The following is a 23,352-nucleotide window of genomic DNA, read 5'->3' as shown; positions in this document are numbered from 1 at the left end:
AGCACGCAATAGTGTCGAGGTATCGTACCTCGTAGGGAGTGACCATGTTTATCCTGCACCATCTCAATAACAGCCGTTCGCAGCGTATCATCTGGATGCTGGAGGAATTGGGATTTCCCTATGAGATCCGCTTCTACAAGCGCGATCCCCAAACCATGCTCGCTCCACCAGAGTTGCGGTCGATCCATCCTCTCGGCAAGGCGCCGATACTGGAAGACCGGAATTCAACCTCGCCTGTCACTTTGGTGGAAACCGGGGCAATTTGCGAATATCTGGTGGAAAAGGCCGGTGGACGGCTCGGCCCCCCCAATGACGCCATTGGACTACTTCGCTATCGACAGTTTCTCCATTATGCGGAGGGTTCGGTTATGCCGATGATGCTTGCAAAACTCGCCGTCAGCCGAGTGCCATTACTGGGAAAAAAGGGCGCCAAACGCATCCAGCCGATGATCGATCGCCATCTTGATTACATCGAGCAGGAACTGTGCGATCGACCCTGGTTTGCAGGAGACGTAATCACGGCCGCCGACATCATGATGAGCTTTCCGGTTGAAGTGGCGAAAGGTCGCGCCGGACTTGACGCATCAAGGCCCGCGACGATGGCCTGGCTCGACAGGATCCATTCTCGTCCGGCCTACCGGATGGCGCTCACCAAAGGCGGCGAATATGCTTACGCCTGATGGATAGGGCTCGATCGCGGAGTATGACCAGCGTATCTGATTGCCGAGGCTACCATCCCGATGCGACGGCAGGCGACATAAGGCTGTTTCTGATGAACGGTCGCCCGCTACAAAGGGACGGCGCCTACGCTGCCCTGCGTCGCGTTCCGGCAAAGGGTGAGGTTCGTTCAAACATGCACGTAGCGGGCACCGCAGCTCCGGCCGAAATCACTCCCAAAATTCTCGAGGTTGCGGAAATGGTGGGACCCAAGCCGATTGGCGACGGCATGTTCCTGGTCGGGCTGGACATTGTTGGCGACAAGATCCTCGAGATCAACGTGTTCAGTCCGGGCGGACTGCAGGATATTGCACAACTGCAGGGCGTGGATCTTTCCGTCGACGTCATCACCGCGCTCGAACAGAAAGTCGAGATGCGCAGGAACTACGCTGGAAAGATCGACAACAGGGCGCTTGCGACATTGTGACAAACGCCGCCGCGGTCGACCTAAAGAATTCGCCGCGGCAATCCTCCTCCCCGCATCCAACAGCCTTTCCTCCGGCGTCTCGAATTTCTTTTCGCGAAGGCGCTGATCAACGCCTCGTGCAGACGATCCTTGTCACATCCACGGTCCAGCCATGAAACTATTTGCCGTCGCTTCCGTTTTCTTCACAAGTCCAACCCGTAGTAATGGCGGAAAACGATATGGGCCGGAAACTGACCAGCGTCTACGACACACTCGTCCGCGGACTGATCGACGGACTGTGCGATCATGAACTCTATGATTTCGTCACCAGCCGATGCGATAGCTCTTCGGACAAGAGAATCTGCCGGGCATCGATAATGGCCATGTCGGACGACCGCGTCAGCGACCGTGATGCGCTGGAACGCGTCTATTCAATCGCCGCCGACCACCGCTTGAGATGTGCGGGCTGAGCCCGCAGGTCAGCAGGTTTAATCCGGCGCGACAGTCGATGGCGGACGGATGTCTGCGGCATTATCCGGCTCGTCCTTGTCATTTGCAAACTCGTCGTCAGCCCGTTGATTGACCTTCGTGACATCGTCGCTCTCCTGGTCGGCCAGATTATCGGGGCGTTCCGCGCGCTGCCAGTGATCGGCATGTGCACCGTCCGGACGGCCCTCGTCCTCCCAGATTTTATAGGCACGTTCGCGTTGCTGTTGTTCTTTGTCGATCATTGAAATTCCTCCCTGATGCCATCGAAGAACTGGCCCGCGACGTCCCGGTTCCCTGCGCACCCGAACGTGATGTCAGTTGTAGCAGCACAGCCCTTCAGGTGGGAACACTCTAGCCGTCACCCCGTTGCCATTCGGAGGATCATTCAATGCGGAGACATTCCATGCAGAGATTTGAAAACCAGGTTGTTATCGTTACGGGCGCCGGCTCCGGCATCGGCAAAGCCACCGCATTGCGGTTCCTTGATGAAGGCGCTCGCGTCGTATTCGTCGGCCGGGAAAAATCAAAGCTCGACAAAGCCGCCAGCGGATTTCAGCAGGACCGCGTATTGATCGTCGAAGCGGACGTTTCCATCGAAAGCGATGCGGAAAAGATCGTCAAGGAAACGACTGACCGTTTCGGTAGGCTCGACACGCTAGTCAACAATGCAGGTGTCCATGCGCAGGGCAAGGTCGATGAGCTCTCGACCGATGCTTGGCGCAAGGTCATGGCAACTGATCTTGATGGCGTCTTTTTCATGAGCCGGGCCGCCCTGCCCCACCTGAAATATGTCGGCGGCTCCATCGTCAACACCGCATCGGTGTCCGGCACGGGTGGCGACTGGTCGATGGCCGCCTATAACGCCGCCAAGGGCGGTGTGGTCAACCTCACCCGCGCGATGGCGATGGATCACGGCAAGGAAGGCGTGCGCGTCAACGCTGTTTGCCCAAGTCTCAGCCGCACCGAGATGACAGAAGACATGATGAGCGACGAAAAACTGCTCGAGAAATTCAACGAACGCTTCGCGCTGAGAGGGCCCGGACAGCCGGAACACGTCGACTCCGTCATTGCCTTTCTCGCCAGCGAGGATGCGTGTTTCGTAACCGGGGTGAACCTGCCGGTCGATGGTGGTGTTTCAGCTTCGAACGGGCAGCCGCCCCAGTAATGCAAAAACACAAGGGGCGCTTCAGCGGGCGGCCGGAGCCCCACAACCAATCGTTCCCGCGAAGATCCCTTGGCTAAGCGGTGCTTGAGTTGGAACATCTCCAACGGCTTCGCCGTTCAGCCTTCATCCTCTAAGCGAAAGGCTGAAAATGAGCGTTATCAACGAGTTCAAGGCATTCATCGCGCGCGGCAACGTCATGGACCTCGCTGTCGGTGTGATCATCGGCAGCGCCTTTGGCGGCATCGTCAAATCGCTGACCGATGATATCATCATGCCGGTCGTCGGAGCGCTGTTCGGCGGCTTCGACTTCTCGAATTACTTTTTCCCGCTGTCTTCCGCCGTCAACGCGCCGACACTTGTTGCAGCCAGGGAACAGGGCGCAGTATTGGCTTACGGCAATTTCATAACCGTGCTCATCAACTTCATGATCCTTGCCTGGATCATCTTTCTGATGGTCAAGGGTGTGAACTTCCTGCGCCATCAGGTCGAACATCACGAGAAGACCGGCGAAACACCGCCAGCACCGCCGCCGGCAGACGTTCGCCTCCTGACGGAAATTCGCGATCTTCTGGCCCGCAAGGAAGCAGAGCCCACCTACCCGACGGCCAAGCTCTGATCCGACTTCATCCATATCGGCGGCCGCGAGCTCGTCTTGGGATGGTGGTCGCCAAATCAGAACTTGGCGGCCTCCATCCATTATGGCCGCACGCATATCCGCGTGAATTTGGCGCACCAAGCAGCGCAAGGCCTAGTTTCCAAGTGCAACTGGGGACCGCTTTCGTTTTGCTCATTAGGAGGGCGCTCGCCTGGAAACGACCTGTATAACCACCGTTGGAACCAGATTGGCGGACGCTCGGTTTCATCACGGACGCTCATGAAAGGAGAACCAGATGGAGAATACATCAAAACGCCTCGCGGATGACTATCGGACCCTTGGTGGCCGCAGAATTGCGGTGATCGACGACAATCTCGGGTCTTCGCGCGAATGGGACGGAGATCCACCGGAAGCTGCGCGGTTCTGGGACGACCATATCGCGACCCTGCCGGAGGAAAAGAAGCGGGATGTGGAAACGTTTCTTCCTTCAGTGACCGAGGCAGACGGCGCAGAGGGTTCGAAATGACGGTTCAGACGCTGTCTTTTCGCGAAAGCAGCTTCGTGCCGAACAATCAGCGCTTTCCCGTCCTCGTTTAAAAAGCTGCGCCCTTGCACGGTATGGCTTTTGAAACACTCTTTCGTTCTAACGGATGGGGCCGCCTGTGGACCAATGGCGTCTTCGATTACCAACACTATCATTCCACCGCGCATGAAGTTTTGGGCATTCAAAAGGGCAATGCGAGCTTGCTGATCGGCGGACCGGACGGCGCGGCCATCACAGTCGAAGAAGGAGATTGCCTTCTCCTACCGGCCGGCACCGGCCATATGAACCTTAGCTGCTCTGGCGACTTTCAGGTCATTGGCGCCTACCCGCCGGGTCAGGAAGCCGATCTCCTGACAACTTTTGCCTCGCCGGAGCATTTGAAAACAATATTGTCGCTGCCGGCACCATCGAGCGATCCGGTTTTGGGCAAAACAGGGGGCGTCACGGATCTGTGGCAGGGTAAGCCCTTACCGACATGATGGAACCAGGCGATCTCACCGATTTTCCTGTCAGAAACGTTCTTCTCGCCTTATAAGCGCGACATGGTCAAACGAGCGGGCAGTGCCGATCTTCCACTTCACGGCGGGCGCGTGCCGCGCTGGCTTGGCGAACGGATGACGCGGCTGGGCGCCGTCATATCGGAAGCCATCGTCATCCATTATGGCCGCGACGAACTCCTGCGGCGTCTGGCCCATCCCTTCTGGTTCCAATCGTTCGGAAGTGTCATGGGGATGGACTGGCACTCTTCCGGCATTACGACCAGTGTCCTCGGCGCTCTGAAGCGCGGCCTCAACCCCATGGCAAACGAACTTGGTATCCATGTCTGTGGCGGTCGGGGACGGCATTCACGAAGGACGCCAGACGAACTTGTCGCTATTGCGGAGCGCGCTGGTCTTGACGGCCAGGGGCTGGTAAGTGCCAGCCGCCTCGTGGCAAAAGTCGATAGCGCAGCCGTCCAGGACGGATTTGACCTGTACCTTCACGGTTTCATCGTCACCGATACGGGAAAATGGGTGGTCGTTCAGCAAGGAATGAATGGCGACAGGCGGCAAGCACGTCGTTATCACTGGCTGTCGGAGGGAATGACCAGCTTCATCGATAATCCGCATTCCGCAATCGAGGGCAGGCAGCAAGGCAATATCGTCAATCTGGCCGACCACAGGGCAGCACCGTCGCGTTTGGGCCAACTCGATTTGCTCGCGACATTCGGTCCCGATCGCATCCTACGTGAGTTCTCGGCGCTGGAGCCGCCAACATCGCCACGGGGACCGGCAGAGCAACCGTCGCTTCCACATCTGATCATGCCGGATCATCACGATGTGCGGCAGTCCGATATAAACATGCGGCGTCTTCACGGCGCGATGGCAGCGGCGGCCGACCGTGGACCAAAGGATTTCGAGGAACTTATCTTGACACCGGGCGTCGGTGCGCGAACGGTTCGCGCGTTAGCGATGGTCTCGGAAGTGGTGCATGGAACACCGTGCCGCTTTTCCGATCCGGCTCGCTACTCACTGGCCCATGGTGGCAAGGATCGTCATCCCTTCCCGGTTCCGCTAAAAGTCTATGACGAGACGATCCGCGTTATGAAATCGGCGGTCGGAAAGGCTCGTCTGGGACGCGAGGAGGAATTGCAAGCCTTGCAAAGGCTCGACGCCCAAGCACGGCAGATGGAGCGGTATGTCACCGGGCCAGATCTGAAGGAGATCGTTGCCGGGGAGTTCGCGCAGTCGCACGACCGGGGTGGCCGCAGTGTTTTCGGGTGGGAGCGTGATGCTGCCGAGCACCGGGGCTCGATGAACCGCGACGAAGAAATCGGGAAAAAATCCGGTTGAGGTACAGACTGTCCGCATAGCTCAGCATTGCGCATTTCAAGCGACACATGGGGCTTGAGCGCGCCGCCCTCCACCACCGTGTCGCGATGGCGGAACATCTGCATTGGGACGGTGTTTCCCATCGATATGTCGTCAGGACGGGAGCCGATGCGTGGACCAGATTACAGCCTTAACAGAACCTGGATTGCCACTGAAAGAATGGTGGCACACAGCAACGGCCTACCAGATTTACCCTCGCAGCTTCAGCGATTCGGATGGTGACGGCATCGGAGACATCGCCGGCATCATTTCCCGGCTGGACTATCTCAAAAACCTTGGCATCGACGTGATCTGGCTATCTCCTATCTATCGTTCGCCGATGGATGATAACGGCTATGATATTTCCGATTACCGCGCCATTGCGGAGGAATTCGGCACCCTCGACGATTTCGATCGCCTCGTTGCTGAGGCAAAGGCCCGTGGGATCGGGATCATTCTCGACCTCGTCGTCAACCACACATCCGATGAGCATCCCTGGTTCGTTCAATCGAGGACGGGCGTGCAAGACAATCCATATCGAGATTTCTACATCTGGCGCAAACCGCTAACGGATGGCGGCCCACCGAACGATCTGCAGTCATCTTTCGGCGGCCCCGCGTGGACATTCGATGAAGCAAGTGGCGAATACTATCTGCATCTGTTTTCCCGTCGTCAGCCGGATCTCAATTGGGAAAACCCGAGGGTTCGCGCTGAAATCTACAGCATGATGAACTGGTGGATTGACCGTGGTATTGCCGGTTTCCGCATGGACGTCATCGATTATATCGGGAAGGACGCCGACCAAAAAATCGTCACCGACGGTCCGCAGCTCCATACCTATCTTCAGGAAATGAATGCGGCGACTTATGGCCACCGCGATCTGCTGACCGTGGGCGAGACGTGGAGCGCGACCCCGCAAACGGCCATGCTCTATTCGAGCCGGGACCGGGCCGAACTGTCCATGGTATTTCAGTTCGAGCATGTCACGCTGCAATGGGACGTGCTTTACGGAAAGTGGCGGCCAAAACCGCTGGATCTTGTCGCTCTCAAGACGGTCCTGGGCAAATGGCAGCGTGCACTGGAGACGGATGGCTGGAATTCCCTTTTCTGGGGCAACCATGATCTGCCAAGGGCGGTGTCCCGTTACGGTGATGCTGCGGGGTATAGGGTGGAATCGGCCAAGATGCTGGCAACTGTGCTGCATCTCCTCAAGGGAACGCCCTTTGTCTATCAAGGCGAAGAGATCGGCATGACCAATGTGCCGTTCACGACGATAGAACAATATCGCGATATCGAGACACTCAACATGCACAAGCTGCACCTCGATGCCGGCCGGCTGGCAGACGATTTTCTCAAGGGCGCGAACGAAAGCAGCCGCGACAATGCCCGTACGCCCATGCAGTGGAGCAATGAGGCCGCAGGAGGATTTTCGAGCGGAATTCCATGGATTGAAGTCAACGAAAACTACAAATCCATCAATGCCGCCGACTCGGTCGCCGACACGAGTTCAATCTGGCATCATTACCGACGGCTCATTGCCTTGCGTAAAACCCACCCGGTCATCGTCTACGGCAAGTTTGAATCCTGGCTTGACGATGACCCGAATGTCTTCGTTTACTCAAGAACGCTGGGGACGTCCTGCCTTGTTGTGATCGCCAATTTCAAACCACAACCGCAATCGATCGAAATACCCGCCGACATTCGTATCATAGGCGTATGCCTGAGCCATAACTACGAACCACGCGAGCTTGGAGCACCGCGGCTTGAACTCAAGCCTTACGAGGCCTTCGCCGTGCTGCAGACCTAATAGAAAAGAAGCTCAGATGATTCAAACATCGCTGCGCTTCAGCAGGTAGTCGAGACCACCCGCACGATACCAGCGATAGCCGTAGGGCTCGATGACCATATGATGTCGCCCCTTCCCGTCGGTACGGCTATCGCTGCCGTCGGAGATATCGATGAGCAGGTCGCCACCTTCGCCGGCTGCGAACTCGATTTGCATCGGTCGATCATGAAAATTATGAATGGTGATGACGGCGTTGTTGCGCCAGTCGTATCGCATGGCAAGCACGCCCGCATCACCACAACCGAGAACGCTGAATGTCCCCCAGCCAATCTCCGGCGCTTCCTTGCGCATACGGATCATCCGTTCTGTCCAGTTGAGCATGGACTCGGGATCACGCCTTTGAAAGGCAACATTCAGGTGATCGTAGCCGTAAGGCCCTTCCGATATTACCGGCAGGACCGGGCTGTCGCTTTTCGTGAAGCCGCCATTCGGTTCGTTTGACCATTGCATAGGTGTGCGCGCGCAGTTGCGCTCCGGCAGATCGAGATCATCGCCCATGCCGATTTCGTCGCCGTAGCGGAGTACCGGGGTACCGGGCAGCGAGTACATGAGGCTACATGCCAGTTTTAGACGGCGGATGTCGCCGCCCAGCATTGGTGCCAGACGGCGGCGAATACCGCGGTCGTAAAGCTGCATGTTCTTATCCGGGCCGAAAGCCGAAAATACCGTCTGTCGCTGTTTTTCCGTCAGTCGGCCAAGGTCAAGCTCATCGTGATTGCGCAGGAAGATACCCCACTGCCCAGTCTGCGGTCGTTCCTGGGTTTCGTGCATTGCCTTGGCCAGAGGACGTGTGTCGGCGCTGGCGAGCGCATAAAACAGCGCCTGATTGACGTGAAAGTTGAACATCATCTGCATCCGGTCGCCGTCCTCACCGAAATACTGAAGATTCTCTTTCGGCACCACATTGGCTTCGGCAAGAATGACGCTGTCGCCCATGCGCCATTGCAGAAACTCGCGGAAACTGCGCAGCATGTCGAACTGTGGTTTTGACCTCTTCACGTCCGCGCCCTTCTCGGCGATGACAAACGGCACCGCGTCCATGCGAAAGCCGGAAACGCCGAGCTGGATCCAGAACCCCATGATCTTCAGGAGTTCGGCCTGCACATGCGGGTTGGCTGTGTTAAGATCCGGCTGGAATTCGTAGAAACGATGGAAGTAATATTCGCCGGAACTTTCGTCCCGCGTCCATGTCGATTTCTGGACACCGGGAAAGACCATGCCCTCGTCGGCATTGTCGGGCCTTTTTTTTGACCACACGTACCAGTCGCGGTAGCGGGAATTCTTGTCGGCGCAGGCCTGTTTAAACCAAGGATGCTGATCCGACGTATGGTTTACGACAAGGTCGATCAGGACCCTGATGCCGCGCTGTTTCGCACCATGAGTGAACTCGACAAAGTCACCGAGTGTTCCATAACGAGGATCGACATTGTAATAGTCTGAGATGTCATAGCCGTCGTCGCGGCCCGGTGACGCCTGAAACGGCATCAGCCAGATTGCGTTGACACCGAGGCCCGCCAGATAATCCAGCCTGCGCTGAAGACCCTGGAAATCTCCGACCCCATCGCCATTGGCGTCCATGAAGGTTTCAACAGAGAGGCAATAGACGATCGCGTTCTTGTACCAGAGGTCGTTGATCACACAGGGGCCCTCCCAATCACAGCCGATACGCTGGCAAGCGCATGACTGCGTGATTGGTTCCATGCATCGAAGTCCCGAGCCCGCCAGGTCGGCTTTCCGGCAAAGATTTCGACAGTTGCGCGAAGAGCCAAAGCCCATCCCCATATCGCCAGGCATCGTCATACGCAGATTGCCTCTCGGCCGGGCTTGCGGAAATGTTTGCTGAAAAGGCATTCGCGTGAATCCGGGCGCCTCCGGCCCGATCTGGAACCCATTATTCCGTCCACCTGCCGGCCGAAAAAGCCGCGAAGATCGGACAACAGACCTAATCGGCCGCACCGGCCAGCCTGCTGGAGGAGCCTACTTCCTTTTGGCTTCTGAACGTAGAAGCGACATGACGGGTGCCTTCATTCCGGTCACCAGCGGCAAGATCACGCCCTATCACCCGCGCCGGTAGGGAAAGCTGATTCTATGGCCTCGTTGGTCCCTGCGGGGGTGGAAATAGGTCACCGATGTTGCATCACAGTTTCGGCTTTCTGGATGGATTTTTCCGTTATAGAGCCAGTTTGGCGCCACGGCCGGCGTCCAAGGATCGTGGGACAGATTTCTCATTACGCCCGTCGAGAGGCATTCCACCAATACGCATCATACAAGCTGCCTGGAGGTTCCCTCCGACTCTTTGCGCTGTTCATCCCCCATTTGCTCTGGACCCCAATGCCGCTGCCTCTATTTTGGTCTGGTGGGAATTCTTTGCTTAGAGGAAAAGCGGCATGGATATTGCGACGACGCGCGAGGATTTTAACACCCGCAAATTTTTCGCAGGGATTGCCCGCGGTATCGCGGGAGCCCTCCTTTTCGCGCTGCCGATGCTTATGACGATGGAGATGTGGCAGCTGGGCGTCTACATCGACCGCACCCGGCTCCTCTTGCTGCTCCTCGCCAACATCCCTCTGCTGATCATTCTCGCCGACAGGGTGGGTTTCGAAGAGACGTCGACATGGCGGCAAGCAGTCCGGGATGCCAGCATTGCCTATGCTCTTGGTATCATTTCCTGCGCATTGATCCTGGTCGCGATGGGGGTCATCAAGCACGACCAGTCAGCGCACGAGATCATCGGGATGATCGCGCTCCAGGCCGTTCCCGCGAGTATCGGTGCGATGCTGGGTCGAAGCCAACTTGGTGGGCAGTCGGTTGAGGAAGGTGTCGAGGAGGAAGGTGACGATGGCGACCCTGTTCACGAAGGGGAGACAAGCTACGCCGGTGAGTTGTTTCTCATGGCTGTCGGTGCCCTGTTCCTCAACCTCAACGTCGCGCCCACGGAAGAAATGATCCTACTGTCATATAAGATGACGCCTTGGCACGCCCTCGTGATCATCGCCGCCTCGTTGGCGGTGATGCATGGTTTTGTATACGCCCTGTCTTTTAGGGGCAGCCATGATCTCGCCGAGGGCACACCGAGTTGGCATGCCTTTGTCCGTTTCACATTGCCTGGGTATCTGATCGCTGGTTTGATTAGTGCCTACTGCCTGTGGACGTTTCACAGAACCGATGACATCGGATCCACTCAAACCCTGATGACCATCGTGATATTGAGCTTCCCCGGCGCCATCGGCGCGGCGGCCGCTCGCCTGATCCTGTGAGGCTGCAATGACAAAAATCTCCAATGATAAAAACATTGAGCCCGGTGCCCCTCACTGGATCGAATGGATAACAGGCGCCGTCTCAGGAATCATCGTCCTCGTCGTGATCGTCTGGATAGGGAAGGATGGGGTGATGGACCGAGACACGTCACCCAACCTTCATGGAAACGTTGTGAGGACAGAAGAGCGCAGCGATGGGTTTCAGGTTCTGTTCGAAATTCACAACGATTCTAGTGCAACTGCGTCCCAGGTGAAAATTCGAGGTGAATTAAGAGAGCGGGCTTTGGTTCTGGAAAGCTCCGAAACCGTGTTGGACTTCGTTCCTGGGCACTCGAAGGTCGGTGGCGGGCTGATTTTCCAGCAGAATCCGGCTGGGAAGGACCTAAAGGTCAGAGCAACGGCTTTTGATGAGCCGTAGCTCGATAGCGGTTAAGGCCCAAACTAAACTGCCAAGCAAGGTCTAATATTTTTCGATCTGGACTGCGGTTGTTCGCGAGTATTCGATTGAATCTTGGAGTGCTTCAGATAAAGTTCTTGAAGAGATTCGAACCGACGACATACGAACGGAAAATCGCATTCTTTCAGCACGAGAGCCAACACCGCGCTGCTTGAATTATTGATCCGACTGCATTGTCATTCCCTCGCCCTTATCTGCTAAGTTGCCACGCAATGGGAAGCGCCTGGATTCTCGGCATGAAAAGCGGGCGAGCAATAAGCTCACGTAAAATGGATGCTATTGACTGGGAGGAAAGGCTCGACGCAGATAGCGGTGCCGATGTCATTACGATCACGCGTCCTTTAATTCTGGTCTGGAGCTGCGGCCATCCCGTCCAGTAGTCGCTATGGAACCTAGCGCTCAAGCTGCCGTTTTGTAGACCTATCCCCAACACACACTCCGAGGGCAGGTCCATGGCAGACGAAAAATCCGCTCCCCGCACGACAACCGATGCAGGTATTCCTGTACAGAGTGACGAGCACTCACTCACGGTAGGAAAAAACGGCCCGATCGTACTGAACGATCACTACCTGATCGAGCAAATGGCGAATTTCAATCGAGAGCGGATCCCTGAAAGGCAACCCCATGCCAAGGGAAGCGGCGCGTTCGGCCATTTTGAAGTAACGAACGACATACGAAGATTCACCAAAGCAAAATTCCTTCAACCCGGAGCAAGGGTAGAGACGGCAGTTCGCTTCTCCACCGTAGCTGGTGAGCGCGGTAGCCCCGACACTTGGCGAGACCCACGTGGTTTTTCGGTCAAGTTCTACACAGAAGACGGTAATTTCGACCTGGTCGGCAATAATACGCCGATTTTCTTCATTCGCGACCCTATGAAGTTCCAGCATTTCATCCGCAGCCAAAAGCGCCGGGCCGACAACGGACTGCGCGACCATGATATGCAGTGGGACTTCTGGACGCTTAGCCCTGAAAGTGCGCACCAGGTCACGTACCTTATGGGCGATCGCGGCGTGCCAAAAAACTGGCGCGAGATGCACGGCTACGGAAGCCACACCTATATGCTTATAAACGAAACAGACGAAAAGTGTTGGGTCAAGTGGCATTTCCACACCGATCTGGGCGACGGTAACGCGCATCTGACACAAGACGCGGCTGACAAGATGGCTGGGCAAGACGGAGACTATCACCGTCGTGACTTGTTCGACCACATTGCCAAAGGCGAGTTTCCAAGTTGGACGTTGAAGTTCCAAGTGATGCCGTTCGACGATGCAAAGACATACCGGATCAACCCATTCGACCTCACCAAGACATGGCCGCACGAGGATTACCCTCTGATCGAGGTAGGCAAGCTAACCCTCGATACGAACCCAGTGGATTGGGACACCCAAATCGAGCAACTGGCATTTGAACCCAACAACATGGTGCCAGGCATTGGACTGAGCCCTGACAAGATGCTTCTCGCGCGCGGGTTTTCTTATGCCGACGCACACCGTGCCCGCCTCGGAGTGAACTATAAGCAAATCCCCGTGAATCAGGCTAAGGCAGCGGAAGTCCATTCTTATTCCCGTGCCGGGCGCGGCCGGACGGTGAACGCACTTGATCCGGTCTATGCTCCCAACTCATACGGCGGCCCTGGCGCACAACCGGAAACAGGAGGAGAGGCAACATGGTTTGCCGATGGCGACATGGTGCGAGCAGCCTACTCCTTGCGCAAAGATGATGACGATTGGAGCCAGCCCGGCACGCTCGTACGCGAGGTCATGGACGACGCGCAACGTGAACGCTTCGTCAAAAATGTCGCAGGGCATCTCGCCGACGGGGTAAGTGAGGCAATTTTGGTGCGTGCCTTCAATTACTGGCGCAATGTCGACAAAGAGATTGGTGACCGAATTGAGAAGGCTACCCGCGATTTGCTCGGCGGCACCTCGAATTCTCCAGGGATGGCGAGCGCTGAATCGATATCGGGATATCAAGGCATTCCCGCGACATCGTCGATCGCCAAAGGTGAAACTCAAAAAACGCTTTGACTGCAAAAAGTGGGTTTGGAGCCCACAAAGTGACTGTCACTTTGTGGGCTCCTATCGCTTTTACATTACACTTCGAGAGCGGTTGCGACTGGGATCGTGTCAGGGAGGCACAAAGGGTCCCTTAGGCCTCGGTTTCAAACCGATAGTTAAATGGCGACGAGACGAGCATCAAGCTCTTGATGGGGATCGAACCATTCACCATCCTAAATCGAGCTATAATTTATTTATATAAAACATTAGTTTACGCAACTTTTTGCATGAGCGATATCGCTCTTAGCATTCCCCCGAAGATGACTGAACGGGTATCAACTTGCTAATCATTGCAGCAGCAGTTCGACGTTCTCCCGCACAAGTTCGGCAAAATAGCGGTCCGTCTCCGATTGCGGCGCAAGCTCTGCGACAAAAGCCTCGATATCGGTGGTGATGCGGTTGCGCAGATCCGGATTGGTAGCATTCGCCTGTTCGATGAGAGCCCGCAAAACGCCCCTAGATGCCGCTTTATGTGCACTCTCGGCGAGTTCGCGCCTTTCTTCGTCGTCCATAACTATGTCGCTCCTGCCTGTTTGTTCGTTCGCATCGATGCCTTCCCAGTAATGGGCGGAAATTCTCCTCCCGGCGAGAAGCAACTGGGCGGCGCGTTTCGGATCGCCGCCCTTGCTCGTTTCCATGTCCGCGCCGCATTGATGTAGAAACAGCTGATGAAGTGCGACCGAAGAGAAATAGCCGTCCCTCATCTTGATGGGTTCGACACCTGCCAACTTGAGTTCATCTGCGGTGGCCCACGCGACTTCGTCGCATGTCTTGAGAATGGCGGCCATCATGGCCCGTTCGTTGCGCCTCAGTATCTCGGATACTCGATCCTTCGCTGAAACCGGCGATCGTTCATTCATCGGACTTGTCTCCTGCTATCGAATACAAAAGCGGTAGCGCTCAATGATGTTCCTCGCGTTTTCTTCTGATCTCCCGCAGCATTCTGAGATTCTCGCGTGCCTGCTCGGCATTGATGAGGGCTCTTTCCTGGTTAATGAGCTGTTCGCGATCGCGGCGATGCTGCTGCATGTACATGCAATCGTCATAGTGTCTGTCGTGTGAGCATCGGTGTCTGTCGTCATGGCGGTCTTCGCCAGCAGTCGTGCAACTTGCCAGCGTCAAGGTGACCAAGACACTTCCGAAGAGAGATGTCGCGGCTTTAGCCAGATGGTTGGTGGGTTTCTTAGTCATTTTCTTCATTCTCCCATTCAAGCGTTTCATTTGGTCGGCAGCGTTTTCAGGCCCGTCCAGTAGGCGGCGAAGGCCCACATGTCGGCATGCTGGGCGATGACCTTGTCGATTGGCATGCCGGCGCCGTGGCCCGCGCGCGTATCGGTGCGCACGAGGCGTGGTTTTTCGCCGAGATCCGCGGCCTGCAGAGCGGCGATGTATTTGAACGTGTGGGCAGGCACGACACGGTCGTCGGCATCTGCCGTTGTCGCCAGAATTGCCGGATAATCCGATCCCTGTCGGATCGTGTGATAGGGCGAATAGGTCATGAGGTTACGGAAGTGCCGTTCTTCTGAAGGACTGCCGAACTCGCCTTTCCATAATCCGCCGCCAGTGAACTGGTCGTAGCGCAGCATGTCCGTGACTGCGACACCCGGCAGCGCCACGTCGAACAGCTCGGGTCGCTGGTTGGTGACGGCACTGACCAGAAGTCCGCCGTTGGACTCGCCCTGGATGGCAAGGCCGTCTTGTGAGGTGATGCCCGTCCGCTTCAGGAATTCGGTGGCGGCGATGAAGTCGTCGAAAGAGTTCTGCTTGTTTTCAAGCTGGCCGGCGCGTTGCCATGCCCGGCCATATTCGCCACCTCCGCGAATGTTGGCGACGGCCAGCACCCCACCCTGTTCCACCCACGCGAGCTGGATCGGATTGTAGATCGGGATCTGGCTGATGCCGAAACCACCATAGCCGTAAAGCAGAGTGGGTGCCGCGCTGGTGACATCCTTGCGACGGATCAGGAACAGCGGCACTTCGGTGCCGTCCTTCGAGCGATAGAAACGCTGCTCGACATGAATGCTGTCGAGGTCAATCGGCAGCTTCGGCTCCGCCCAGGGCGTGACGGCTTTGGAGGCCAGGTCGTAGTGGTAGATCGCTATCGGCGCGTCATGGCTGGTGAAGACGAAGAAGGCCTCCTTGGCGTCGCCTTCCAGAAACCGGGCACTTCCGACCCCGGGCAGATCGACGGTACCGTCCGGCTTTCCATCGAGCGTAAAGCGGCGGATCTCCGTATTGACGTCGATCTGATAACTCGCCAGCAGCGTATCGCCGGCAAGAACCACGGCGTCCAGCACCGCGCCGTCGGCGGCCTCGGCGACGATCTCCTTCGGCTCTGGGTTTTCCTCGGAGAGGTCCAGGGAGACGATGCGCACGCGCTCGGCTCCGTGCGTCGTCGTGAGGATCAGCGTGCTGCCGCTATTGCCGATGACGGACCACGCGGAATCCATGTCCGCCACGACAGTCCGGGGCGTCCAGTCGCTCGCCTCGAGATCGACGACGGTCAAAGCGCTTTCGCTCGTGCCGGGCGTCGAAGAAATGGTCAGGTAGCGACCACCGGAAACACGGTCCGCTCCATGAAGCAGTTCAGGGCGATCAGGTGTCGAGTAGATCAGGCGATCCTCGGCCTGGCCCGTACCCAGCTTGTGGAAGTAAACGGCGTGATTGGCGACGACCGATCCTTTGCTTGAGCCCTTTGCGGGTCTCGGCATGCGGGAATAAAAGAAGCCCGATCCGTCGGGCGCCCAGGCGAGGCGGGTAAAGCGCGCGCCATCGAGCGCATCGCCGAGTTCCTTGCCGCTCTCGACGTCGAGCACCTTGATGGTCCGCCAGTCGGTGCCGCCTTCCTGTACGCCGAAGGCGACGTAGCGGGCGTCATCGGACACGCTCCAGTCGGTCAGCGCGTCGGCACCGTCTTCCGACCACGTTTTGGGATCGATAAGCACGCGACTTTCGCCGAAGACGCCGTCACGGACATAGAGGGAGGGCTGGTTTTCATTCCCCTTGATGACGTTGAAGAAGTATCGGTCGCCGCGCTTGCGCGGCACGGTATAGCGATCGTAATCGAGCAGTTGCGCTATTCGCTTGCGAAAATGCTCCCTGCCGGGAAGCGCGTCGAGATGCTTACGTGTGACCGCATTCTGCGCCTCGATCCAGGCCGCCACGGCGCGGTCGTCCGGTGCATCATTCTCGAGCCAACGGTATGAATCCACGACAGTCCGGCCGAAATGCTCCTCGGTCACGTCGATGCGTTCGGTGGGCGGATAGGTGATTTTCCGCAAATTATCCTCCATGGGCTGGGCGGACGCGTTGTGAATCTGGAAAAAAAAGGGAGATGGCAATTGCTGCTGGTGTTCTCATGGGTGGCCCCGGCGGGAATAGGTTGATGGCGCAAAGCCGAATGTATTGACATAGGCAAATCGGATAATGGCACTTAGTGTCATTATTGTGGTGTGTAATTGTTCCGATGCGCGTCCTTCGGCGAATTTGAGCCTTAAGGAAATGTCATTTTACGCCATATAAGCTACAGAATTCGTGATTTGGAGACGCAGATGAGCAGGACAATTCGGGACGGGGCCCATATTGAAGTGGCACGAAGTGCTGCGCGCCTGTTTCTGGAAAAGGGGGTAGCCGGCACGAGTGGGGACGAGATCGCCGAGACGGCGGGCATATCCAAGCGGACGTTGTGGCGTTACTTCCGCACCAAGGAGAGCTGCATTGAGCCTCTCTTTGCCCGCATGTCGCAAAACCTTGCTGCAAAGCTTCAGAAATGGCCGCTCGATATGACCGTCGAGCGCTTTTTGGAGATCAATTACGACATGAGCAAAATAGACGCTCAAGAGATCGAGGACAGCAAGCTTGTTGTGCACCTGATCGCGCGGCTGGACGAAGAACCTGCGCTTCTGGAGCCTTGGTTCATGTCCACCCGCGCGACCGAAGACCTGATGGCTGGCGTCATCGCCACCCGACTAGAACTGTCTCCCTCCGATTTCGAGGTGAGGCTTTGCGCGGCCACCGTTGCGGCCGCCATGCGGGTCATCGACGAGACCATCAGTCGTGCCGCGGTCAAATACGGACAGGTTCCGACTTTGGCCGAGAGCAACGATCGACTGGCCCAGGCCATACGCCGCGCCAGCACCTTGTCATTCTGCGATCCCGTGACGCCTCGGGGGCGGTAGTCACCGCCATTGTCACATCGCAGGCCGCAAAGCTCACCAGTCTAGATGGTTGTCCTGGTAATCCAGATAGAGGTTTTCACCGGAAACCATGTGTCTTTCGACCACATCGGCAACACCGAGCACACTTGGCTCGATTTCAGTTTCGGCCTCGACACTGCCATCCAGCGTTCCCATGGCCGTTTTCACGCAGCCCGGATGCACTGACAGCACGGTCAGCCCCTTGTCGCGGTTTTCGGCGTAAATGCCGCGCGCCAACATGTTCAATGCAGCTTTGCTTGCCCGATAGAGTTCCAGGCCGCCTTCGACATTGATAGAAATGCTGCCGCGGTGTGACGACATGAATGCCATTGTGCCACCAGGCATGACGAGCCTTTCCAGCAAATGGCGGGCCAGCCGCATCGGGCGAATGTATTGGTGAGCATGATCTGCGCAAACTCGGCGTCCGTCGCTTCGAGGACATTCTGGTGCGATGCGCCCCAGATGCCCGCATTGAAGAAAATGACATCGAACCGGCGATCGTCAAGTGATGACAGAAATGGTGCAATCTGCGCTGCATCCGTCACGTCGATGAAGGCCGTCGCCAAGCGGGAAGGATCACTGTCTCCGATCCGCTGTAGATCATGGATATCCGCGCCCTGCCTTGCTGTGCCAACAACGGACCAGCCGCGATCAAAGAATTGCCTGGCCAGACCGAGGCCGAGGCCACGTTCCGCGGCGACGATCAGAATGGACTTGGTCATGATTGTCTTCTTCTCTCAAATTGCGGTGTAGCCGCCATCCGCCATCACCAGCGCACCCGTCATGAATGCGGATGCTGGTGACGCGAGGAAGCCGATAACTTCCGCAATGTCGTTTGGCTGGGCGACACGCCCGATGGGATGGGCGCCGCCGTAACCCGAAAGGGCAGACCTGCTATCTTCGACGATACCGTCCAGAATATCGGTGACGACGACGCCGGGCGCGACGGCGTTGGCCCGGATACCGCGGTCGCCGTATTCGACGGCGATAACTTTGGTAAGTTGGGCGATCGCACCCTTCGAGGCGGCATAAACCGACGTGTCCTTCATGCCCACCGCCGAAACAATCGAGTCTACGCTGACGACGACCCCTGCCCCCTGGGCGATCATGACCTTCACGGCCTCTCGGGAATGAAGAAAATTGCCCCGCACGTTGACTGCCATGATCTGATCCCAGTCGGCGACGCTCATGTCGATCAGGGTTTTGTTAATAGTGCGGCCGGCATTGTTCACCAGAATGTCCACCGAGCCGAAACGTTTGAGCGCAAGAGCGATGGTGCCGGCAGCCGTCTTCTCCTCGCAGACATCGCCGCAAAAAGCCGCGACGTCGTGCGCGGCAAGGTCGCCGACTGCAGGACTGACATCACTTGCCACAACGCAGGCGCCCCTTGCCTTGAGCAGTTTTACCGTCGCCAGACCGATGCCACGCGCAGCTCCCGTCACAACGGCGACCTCGCCTGAAAGGTCAAAGCTTGAACCTGTCGCCGTGCTCATGGCCTGTCCTCATAATCCGTGCTGCGCGTGGTTGCTTCCCAGACGTCGATCTCATCGACGATTTGGTCGAGTTTGGTACGGGCCCGCTGTAAAGCATCACTTCCGAGAAGGAGATGCAGCGGCGGATTGGCTGCGCGAACCATTGCGATGATAGCCTTGGCGGCACGCTCGGGATCGCCCACCTGCCGACCGGCTGCGGCATTGAATGCCGCATCGCTGCGCCCGATCGTTTCGGCATAGGCGCCATCGGCCTCGCCGCTCTTGCGGATCGAGTGGGGGGACAGAAAATCCGTCCTGAAGGCACCGGGCGCCACTGCCGTTACCTTGATGCCAAGCGGCGCAACTTCGAGCGACAGTGCGGCAGACATGCCCTCCAGAGCGGATTTGGCAGCAGAATACATGGCCGAGCCGGTCGATGGCGCACGCCCGGCGATCGAAGTGATGTTGACGATATGACCACTCTTCTGCCGGCGAAGATGCGGCAAGGCGGCCCGGATGATACGGAACGGCGCGATGACATCCACCGCAAACAGCCGTTCGACCTCTTCATCGGTCGCACTTTCAAGCGCACCGAGGAGACCGTAACCCGCATTGTTGACGATGACGTCGATCTGGCCGACACGCTCGTAAGCTTCGGACACACAGGCTTCCGCCGCACCTGTCTCTGCAACATCGACAGTCAGCACGTAAAGCGTGCCCGTCTGGTGATCGATTGAAACTGGTCCTTTTCGCACAGTGCCGATAACCGTATCGCCTTCGGCCAAAGCGGCCTCAGCCAAGGCACGGCCAAGCCCGCGCGAAATACCCGTGATGAACCAAGTCGTCATGATGTGCTCCTTTGAATGGATGCAACTAAAATGAGACATGGCGCCAAACTTTATAATACGGTAAAAAATTACAAACCTTATTAGCCAAGCTAATCAATTTCCGAAAAAGATCATGACCAAACTTCTCGGCAGTCAGGACTACAATCAGCTTCGCGCCTTTATCGCGGTGGCAGAATGCCTCAGTTTCAGCCGTGCGGCCGAACAACTGGACGTCTCGCCCTCGGCGCTGAGTCAGATGGTCCGCAATTTTGAAGATCATGTCGGCGTGCGGCTCTTGCACCGCACCACGAGAAATGTGTCGCTGACCGAGGCGGGAGAAAATCTCTTTCAACGGGCGCAGCCTGCAGCGCTCGAACTGGGCGGCGCCATAACGCAGGTCAGGCATTCCGGTGAAAGGCCCGCCGGCACTGTCAGGGTCCATACTTTCCGGTCCGCAGCGCGGAAATACATCGACCCAATTCTGAAAAGCTTCACCGACCGATATCCCGACGTGATGCTTGATATCACTCTGGATGACGAGGTCATCGATATCGTCGCAGAGGGTTACGACCTTGCCCTTCGCATTGGAGAAGTCATCGAAAAGGATATGATTGCGGTGCGCCTCGGGCCGGACCTACGGCAGATCGCTGTGGCAACGCCGGATTATCTGCAACGGCATGGGCATCCCGATCATCCGCGCGATCTTGTCAACCACCGATGCATCCGCTGGCGCTGGCCGGGCCGTCCGACACCCTATGCCTGGGAGTTCGTCGAAAACGGCAACTGGTTCAGCGTCACCGTTGATGGTCCGCTGGTGTTCAGCGACAAGGAAAGCGCTCTGAAAGCGACTTTGAGCGGCATCGGCATTGGCTTTGCGATCGAGGACACCGTGACGCCTCATATCGCAGCCGGCCAATTGATTCCGCTGCTGACACCATGGTCGGCACCCTTTCCCGGCCTGTTCATCGGCTATCCGCAGCAGCGTCAGATGGCACCGGCACTGCGCGCCTTTATTGACGCGCTTCGGGCCGGCTCCTCGGACATGGAACGCCAGCAACCGGTATGAGCTTAGTCGCCCGAATGTCTGGACCTGTCTGATCAGCAACCGCCGCGAATGCCGAACAATCGGAACAAACCTCCACTGACGACCTTTTTCCGATGACCCACGAACGTTCCGTCGAAGAAAGGACATGCCTTATGACTACGGCTCCAGTACTGTTGATGGATGGCTCTGGTTCGATTGGCAGACGAACCGCGGATGCTCTGCGCAACGCTCACCGTGAGCTTCCGTTACTGATTGGTGGCCGTGATCTTGGCAAGGCCCGCAAGGCCGCAGATGAGATCGGAAACGCGGAAGGTGTCTTCCTCGACTCCGAAGCCCCGGATTTAGGTCTTGGAGATCGACCGGTTCGCGCTGTGGCCATCTTCTATTCGGACGAACGGCTGGCAAGCCTCGGCTATGCGCACGCGCGCAACATACCGCATCTCGGCATATCGTGGGGTGTATTCGAGATCGCGCCCGAAGTCGCTGTCTACATGCACAGACCCGAAGCATCGGCGATCGTGCTGGGTTACGAATAGCTTGTGGGTGCCACGACTGTCGCGACCTTGGAATGCGCCAAGGCATTCTCACGAATTGACACTATCGTCATCAACGCTCTCGTTGACGAGGAGGATGGCGGGGGGCCGGCCGTCGCGGAAGATTTCGAGCGCCTGAACAAGATGTTGCCATCCGCACTGTCCAGTCGCGACGGTGCCTGGATTTGGCGCAGCCCGGACAAAGCCAGAACCAGCTTTCGCGCCATCGATAGGACGGTGATTGAGGCGTCAGGCTTTTCCTCCCTCGATGTTGCCGGTCTGGCCGCGGAAACCGGTGCGAAAAACGTGGAATTTAATATCGCCACAGCGGTCAGTTCATCGCGCCGCCGCGGCGAACCGAAATCGACGGAAATCATCCTCGAGTTGGCGGGAGAAAGCCACTACGGACAAAGGCTGCAAAGCCGTCATGCGGTATTTCATCCTGGTGGTGCCGCAGCACTAACGGCGCTCGGCACAAGCATGATCATCGAAAGGCTGGCAGGTCTGGACGGACCACCTACGCAGCCCGGCCTGTATTTTCCGTATTAGGTTCTCGATCGTTCTGCTTATTTAACTTGGCTCAGAGAACAAGGTGGTAATCTGGTCGCACTTGAGGTTGGGTGAGAGTTCGGGGCGAGTTTGCAAGTCGATGAAATCGGCGCTGGCGCTTGGTCGCCAGCGCATGACTTTTTTCGCTCGGACAGAAGCGCTATTCAAAGGTCTTGATGATATTGCGACCACTGACCCACGATTGTCATGTATGCGGCTCATCAGCCAAGCCCACCCATCCTATCTCCAGACGACTTGCAGAGACCATTGTGTCCGGCTATATTACTGGAAATATCCGGAGGATGCGATGGGTAGCTCTCAGACACGCGCAATTCAGAATTACAGAAGCCGCTTGGGCGATCGCGGCCTTGCTCGTTTTGAGGTGCTCGGGCGGGACAGTGATCGCGGTTTAATTAGATCACTCGCTCGCAGATTGGCAGAAGATGGTCCAGAAGCAGCCAATCTGCGTGCCGTTGTCAGCGAAACGCTTGCCGGAGAGCCGCCTAAAAAAGGTGGCATTCTAGCGGCTCTCCGTCGATCACCGATGGTTGGAGCCGATCTCGACACCGCCCGTTCACGCGAAGAAGGTCGCGCGATAGATCTGTGATGCGGTATTTGCTCGACACCAACATTCTTAGCAATATCACCAAACCAGAGCCTTCGACGTCACTGATGGCATGGATGGCCGAGCAAGCGGACGAAGATCTATTCATCGCTTCGCTTACTGTCGCCGAGATATACCGAGGAATACTGGAGAAGCCGGCGGGAAAGAAGCGAGCCGCCCTCGAAGCTTGGTTTGTCGGCAATGAAGGGCCGCAATCGCTTTTTGCTGGTCGCGTGCTTCCGTTCGACGAAAAGGCAGCTCTGATCTGGGGCGAGCTAATGGCACACGGAAAGGCGACGGGCCGCCCACGGAGTGCCTTGGACACAATCGTTGCTGCCATTGCGCAATCCAATAGCTGCATCGTTGTCACCGATAATGAGCGAGATTTTCAGGGGATCGACATTATCAATCCCCTCCGTGCGACCACAATCTGAGTCAATTGCCAAAGTTTGCTCTTGATGAAGTCGAACCTTTGGCCCACCTATTTCTCATGAACTGAGAGGCAGGGGATCGGTGCCCTCGCTTAGAATTGCAAGATATCGTCGATAGCTGAACACGCGGCCGCGCTTGCGGCCAGTGGTAATCCCCCCGTTTTTAACGGGGCTCCGCAGTAGAATTCACGCGGCCATTTTCAGTTTCTGTGCGGGCGTTATGCCGCCGATGCCCATATTGGGCCGTTCGTTGTTGTACGTCCATAGCCACTGCGTGGCGAATTCCTGTGCCTCCTCGATGCTTTCGATGAT

The 23,352-nt window shown here is 57.1% G+C and carries 26 protein-coding genes and 2 pseudogenes; 18 read left to right on the top strand and 10 right to left on the bottom strand.

Translation table 11 applies throughout. The features are described from left to right. Positions 1–44: 44 nt before the first annotated feature. From EDF70_RS21230 to EDF70_RS21220, 3 genes and pseudogenes are all read left to right on the top strand, one after another. Positions 45–680, top strand: coding sequence for a glutathione S-transferase (locus tag EDF70_RS21230; RefSeq protein WP_132277668.1), 636 nt, complete (start codon positions 45–47; stop codon positions 678–680). 44 nt (positions 681–724) lie between these two features. Beyond that, positions 725–1,144 (top strand): annotated as a pseudogene (locus EDF70_RS21225) (glutathione synthase); the annotation flags it as partial. Between the two features lie 218 nt (positions 1,145–1,362). Beyond that, a complete protein-coding gene (locus tag EDF70_RS21220; protein ID WP_132277664.1) occupies positions 1,363–1,593 on the top strand; it encodes a hypothetical protein in 231 nt (76 codons plus the stop codon). Positions 1,594–1,755: 162 nt separating this feature from the next. Here the strand turns inward: EDF70_RS21220 and EDF70_RS30725 are convergent. Next, positions 1,756–1,854: pseudogene (locus tag EDF70_RS30725) on the bottom strand (DUF2934 domain-containing protein); the annotation flags it as partial. Positions 1,855–2,015: 161 nt separating this feature from the next. Here EDF70_RS30725 and EDF70_RS21210 point away from each other — a divergent pair. The 6 genes from EDF70_RS21210 to EDF70_RS21185 all read left to right on the top strand — a co-directional run bounded on the left by EDF70_RS21210 (position 2,016) and on the right by EDF70_RS21185 (position 7,573). Then, on the top strand, positions 2,016–2,777 hold the full coding sequence (locus EDF70_RS21210; protein WP_132277660.1) for an SDR family oxidoreductase: 762 nt from the start codon (positions 2,016–2,018) through the stop codon (positions 2,775–2,777). Between the two features lie 148 nt (positions 2,778–2,925). Next, on the top strand, positions 2,926–3,393 hold the full coding sequence (gene mscL / locus EDF70_RS21205) for a large conductance mechanosensitive channel protein MscL (RefSeq protein WP_132277658.1): 468 nt from the start codon (positions 2,926–2,928) through the stop codon (positions 3,391–3,393). Between the two features lie 274 nt (positions 3,394–3,667). Beyond that, the gene (locus EDF70_RS21200) at positions 3,668–3,898 is read left to right on the top strand and encodes a hypothetical protein (protein ID WP_132277656.1); all 231 of its coding nucleotides are present in this window, start codon (positions 3,668–3,670) and stop codon (positions 3,896–3,898) included. A gap of 92 nt (positions 3,899–3,990) precedes the next feature. Further along, positions 3,991–4,395: a cupin gene (locus EDF70_RS21195; RefSeq protein WP_348639729.1), complete on the top strand. Its 405-nt coding sequence runs from the start codon at positions 3,991–3,993 to the stop codon at positions 4,393–4,395. Between the two features lie 63 nt (positions 4,396–4,458). Next, the gene (locus tag EDF70_RS21190) at positions 4,459–5,748 is read left to right on the top strand and encodes a DUF763 domain-containing protein (RefSeq protein WP_132277654.1); all 1,290 of its coding nucleotides are present in this window, start codon (positions 4,459–4,461) and stop codon (positions 5,746–5,748) included. A gap of 184 nt (positions 5,749–5,932) precedes the next feature. Then, complete coding sequence (locus EDF70_RS21185) at positions 5,933–7,573, top strand: alpha-glucosidase (RefSeq protein WP_245519268.1); 1,641 nt, start codon at positions 5,933–5,935, stop codon at positions 7,571–7,573. A gap of 21 nt (positions 7,574–7,594) precedes the next feature. Here the strand turns inward: EDF70_RS21185 and EDF70_RS21180 are convergent, their stop codons facing one another. Then, positions 7,595–9,250 (bottom strand): alpha-amylase family protein, encoded by a 1,656-nt coding sequence (locus EDF70_RS21180; RefSeq protein WP_132277650.1) that lies wholly within the window; start codon positions 9,248–9,250, stop codon positions 7,595–7,597. Between the two features lie 749 nt (positions 9,251–9,999). Between EDF70_RS21180 and EDF70_RS21175 the strand changes: the two genes are divergently transcribed. The 3 genes from EDF70_RS21175 (at position 10,000) to EDF70_RS21165 (ending at position 13,353) form a co-directional block, all read left to right on the top strand. Then, a complete protein-coding gene (locus EDF70_RS21175) occupies positions 10,000–10,869 on the top strand; it encodes a TIGR02587 family membrane protein (protein ID WP_132277648.1) in 870 nt (289 codons plus the stop codon). Between the two features lie 7 nt (positions 10,870–10,876). Beyond that, the gene (locus EDF70_RS21170; RefSeq protein ID WP_132277646.1) at positions 10,877–11,287 is read left to right on the top strand and encodes a hypothetical protein; all 411 of its coding nucleotides are present in this window, start codon (positions 10,877–10,879) and stop codon (positions 11,285–11,287) included. Between the two features lie 491 nt (positions 11,288–11,778). Beyond that, positions 11,779–13,353 carry a catalase gene (locus EDF70_RS21165; protein WP_132277644.1) on the top strand — a complete coding sequence of 525 codons (1,575 nt, stop codon included), beginning with the start codon at positions 11,779–11,781 and terminating at the stop codon, positions 13,351–13,353. Between the two features lie 317 nt (positions 13,354–13,670). Here EDF70_RS21165 and EDF70_RS21160 read toward each other — a convergent pair whose 3' ends face one another. From EDF70_RS21160 to EDF70_RS21150, 3 genes are read right to left on the bottom strand one after another with little or no spacing between them, the layout of a single operon-like run. Continuing rightward, positions 13,671–14,243, bottom strand: coding sequence for a hypothetical protein (locus EDF70_RS21160; RefSeq protein WP_132277642.1), 573 nt, complete (start codon positions 14,241–14,243; stop codon positions 13,671–13,673). 40 nt (positions 14,244–14,283) lie between these two features. After that, positions 14,284–14,574: a hypothetical protein gene (locus EDF70_RS21155; protein WP_132277640.1), complete on the bottom strand. Its 291-nt coding sequence runs from the start codon at positions 14,572–14,574 to the stop codon at positions 14,284–14,286. A 26-nt stretch (positions 14,575–14,600) separates the two neighbouring features. Continuing rightward, positions 14,601–16,664 (bottom strand): prolyl oligopeptidase family serine peptidase, encoded by a 2,064-nt coding sequence (locus tag EDF70_RS21150; RefSeq protein WP_132277638.1) that lies wholly within the window; start codon positions 16,662–16,664, stop codon positions 14,601–14,603. 270 nt (positions 16,665–16,934) lie between these two features. Here EDF70_RS21150 and EDF70_RS21145 point away from each other — a divergent pair, with 270 nt between their 5' ends. Further along, the gene (locus tag EDF70_RS21145) at positions 16,935–17,561 is read left to right on the top strand and encodes a TetR/AcrR family transcriptional regulator (protein WP_132277636.1); all 627 of its coding nucleotides are present in this window, start codon (positions 16,935–16,937) and stop codon (positions 17,559–17,561) included. Between the two features lie 33 nt (positions 17,562–17,594). On the opposite strand, the gene EDF70_RS30665 is transcribed toward EDF70_RS21145, so the two are convergent. Genes EDF70_RS30665 through EDF70_RS21130 form a run of 4 tightly spaced genes read right to left on the bottom strand, consistent with a single transcriptional unit; the run spans position 17,595 to position 19,899 of the window. Then, positions 17,595–17,900, bottom strand: coding sequence for an SDR family NAD(P)-dependent oxidoreductase (locus tag EDF70_RS30665; protein WP_281033629.1), 306 nt, complete (start codon positions 17,898–17,900; stop codon positions 17,595–17,597). Beyond that, on the bottom strand, positions 17,822–18,301 hold the full coding sequence (locus EDF70_RS21140; protein ID WP_207908286.1) for an SDR family NAD(P)-dependent oxidoreductase: 480 nt from the start codon (positions 18,299–18,301) through the stop codon (positions 17,822–17,824). The genes EDF70_RS30665 and EDF70_RS21140 overlap by 79 nt, the downstream gene beginning before the upstream one ends. A gap of 15 nt (positions 18,302–18,316) precedes the next feature. Beyond that, on the bottom strand, positions 18,317–19,072 hold the full coding sequence (locus EDF70_RS21135) for an SDR family oxidoreductase (protein WP_132277634.1): 756 nt from the start codon (positions 19,070–19,072) through the stop codon (positions 18,317–18,319). Beyond that, the gene (locus EDF70_RS21130) at positions 19,069–19,899 is read right to left on the bottom strand and encodes an SDR family NAD(P)-dependent oxidoreductase (protein WP_132277632.1); all 831 of its coding nucleotides are present in this window, start codon (positions 19,897–19,899) and stop codon (positions 19,069–19,071) included. The genes EDF70_RS21135 and EDF70_RS21130 overlap by 4 nt, the downstream gene beginning before the upstream one ends. A 112-nt stretch (positions 19,900–20,011) precedes the next feature. Here EDF70_RS21130 and EDF70_RS21125 point away from each other — a divergent pair, with 112 nt between their 5' ends. The 5 genes from EDF70_RS21125 (at position 20,012) to EDF70_RS21110 (ending at position 23,043) form a co-directional block, all read left to right on the top strand. Further along, on the top strand, positions 20,012–20,944 hold the full coding sequence (locus EDF70_RS21125; protein ID WP_132277630.1) for a LysR family transcriptional regulator: 933 nt from the start codon (positions 20,012–20,014) through the stop codon (positions 20,942–20,944). A 131-nt stretch (positions 20,945–21,075) separates the two neighbouring features. Beyond that, complete coding sequence (locus EDF70_RS30205) at positions 21,076–21,459, top strand: hypothetical protein (RefSeq protein ID WP_207908285.1); 384 nt, start codon at positions 21,076–21,078, stop codon at positions 21,457–21,459. Positions 21,460–21,486: 27 nt separating this feature from the next. Further along, positions 21,487–22,005: a hypothetical protein gene (locus EDF70_RS30200; protein WP_207908284.1), complete on the top strand. Its 519-nt coding sequence runs from the start codon at positions 21,487–21,489 to the stop codon at positions 22,003–22,005. 307 nt (positions 22,006–22,312) lie between these two features. Further along, on the top strand, positions 22,313–22,612 hold the full coding sequence (locus EDF70_RS21115) for a hypothetical protein (protein ID WP_132278033.1): 300 nt from the start codon (positions 22,313–22,315) through the stop codon (positions 22,610–22,612). Beyond that, on the top strand, positions 22,612–23,043 hold the full coding sequence (locus EDF70_RS21110) for a type II toxin-antitoxin system VapC family toxin (protein ID WP_132277628.1): 432 nt from the start codon (positions 22,612–22,614) through the stop codon (positions 23,041–23,043). Before EDF70_RS21115 ends, EDF70_RS21110 begins: the two co-directional genes overlap by 1 nt. A gap of 183 nt (positions 23,044–23,226) precedes the next feature. Here EDF70_RS21110 and EDF70_RS21105 read toward each other — a convergent pair. Beyond that, positions 23,227–23,352, bottom strand: a 126-nt coding sequence (locus EDF70_RS21105; RefSeq protein ID WP_165932087.1) for an integrase core domain-containing protein, incomplete at its 5' end; no start/stop codon positions are given.

It is taken from the genome of Neorhizobium sp. JUb45 (genome assembly GCF_004343585.1).
Lineage (GTDB): Bacteria > Pseudomonadota > Alphaproteobacteria > Rhizobiales > Rhizobiaceae > Neorhizobium.
Note: the sequence above shows the minus strand (reverse complement) of the source record. Positions and strands in the feature narration are given on the sequence as shown.

What these genes read in the sequence shown, in the direction of transcription:
- EDF70_RS21230 (WP_132277668.1), top strand. Translation starts at nt 45, where the DNA reads ATGTTTATCCTGCACCATCTCAATAACAGCCGTTCGCAGCGTATCATC.
- EDF70_RS21220 (WP_132277664.1), top strand. Translation starts at nt 1,363, where the DNA reads ATGGGCCGGAAACTGACCAGCGTCTACGACACACTCGTCCGCGGACTG.
- EDF70_RS21210 (WP_132277660.1), top strand. Translation starts at nt 2,016, where the DNA reads ATGCAGAGATTTGAAAACCAGGTTGTTATCGTTACGGGCGCCGGCTCC.
- mscL (WP_132277658.1), top strand. Translation starts at nt 2,926, where the DNA reads ATGAGCGTTATCAACGAGTTCAAGGCATTCATCGCGCGCGGCAACGTC.
- EDF70_RS21200 (WP_132277656.1), top strand. Translation starts at nt 3,668, where the DNA reads ATGGAGAATACATCAAAACGCCTCGCGGATGACTATCGGACCCTTGGT.
- EDF70_RS21195 (WP_348639729.1), top strand. Translation starts at nt 3,991, where the DNA reads ATGGCTTTTGAAACACTCTTTCGTTCTAACGGATGGGGCCGCCTGTGG.
- EDF70_RS21190 (WP_132277654.1), top strand. Translation starts at nt 4,459, where the DNA reads ATGGTCAAACGAGCGGGCAGTGCCGATCTTCCACTTCACGGCGGGCGC.
- EDF70_RS21175 (WP_132277648.1), top strand. Translation starts at nt 10,000, where the DNA reads ATGGATATTGCGACGACGCGCGAGGATTTTAACACCCGCAAATTTTTC.
- EDF70_RS21170 (WP_132277646.1), top strand. Translation starts at nt 10,877, where the DNA reads ATGACAAAAATCTCCAATGATAAAAACATTGAGCCCGGTGCCCCTCAC.
- EDF70_RS21165 (WP_132277644.1), top strand. Translation starts at nt 11,779, where the DNA reads ATGGCAGACGAAAAATCCGCTCCCCGCACGACAACCGATGCAGGTATT.
- EDF70_RS21160 (WP_132277642.1), bottom strand. Translation starts at nt 14,243, where the DNA reads ATGAATGAACGATCGCCGGTTTCAGCGAAGGATCGAGTATCCGAGATA.
- EDF70_RS21155 (WP_132277640.1), bottom strand. Translation starts at nt 14,574, where the DNA reads ATGACTAAGAAACCCACCAACCATCTGGCTAAAGCCGCGACATCTCTC.
- EDF70_RS21145 (WP_132277636.1), top strand. Translation starts at nt 16,935, where the DNA reads ATGAGCAGGACAATTCGGGACGGGGCCCATATTGAAGTGGCACGAAGT.
- EDF70_RS30665 (WP_281033629.1), bottom strand. Translation starts at nt 17,900, where the DNA reads ATGTCGTCACACCGCGGCAGCATTTCTATCAATGTCGAAGGCGGCCTG.
- EDF70_RS21140 (WP_207908286.1), bottom strand. Translation starts at nt 18,301, where the DNA reads ATGACCAAGTCCATTCTGATCGTCGCCGCGGAACGTGGCCTCGGCCTC.
- EDF70_RS21135 (WP_132277634.1), bottom strand. Translation starts at nt 19,072, where the DNA reads ATGAGCACGGCGACAGGTTCAAGCTTTGACCTTTCAGGCGAGGTCGCC.
- EDF70_RS21130 (WP_132277632.1), bottom strand. Translation starts at nt 19,899, where the DNA reads ATGACGACTTGGTTCATCACGGGTATTTCGCGCGGGCTTGGCCGTGCC.
- EDF70_RS21125 (WP_132277630.1), top strand. Translation starts at nt 20,012, where the DNA reads ATGACCAAACTTCTCGGCAGTCAGGACTACAATCAGCTTCGCGCCTTT.
- EDF70_RS30205 (WP_207908285.1), top strand. Translation starts at nt 21,076, where the DNA reads ATGACTACGGCTCCAGTACTGTTGATGGATGGCTCTGGTTCGATTGGC.
- EDF70_RS21115 (WP_132278033.1), top strand. Translation starts at nt 22,313, where the DNA reads ATGGGTAGCTCTCAGACACGCGCAATTCAGAATTACAGAAGCCGCTTG.
- EDF70_RS21110 (WP_132277628.1), top strand. Translation starts at nt 22,612, where the DNA reads ATGCGGTATTTGCTCGACACCAACATTCTTAGCAATATCACCAAACCA.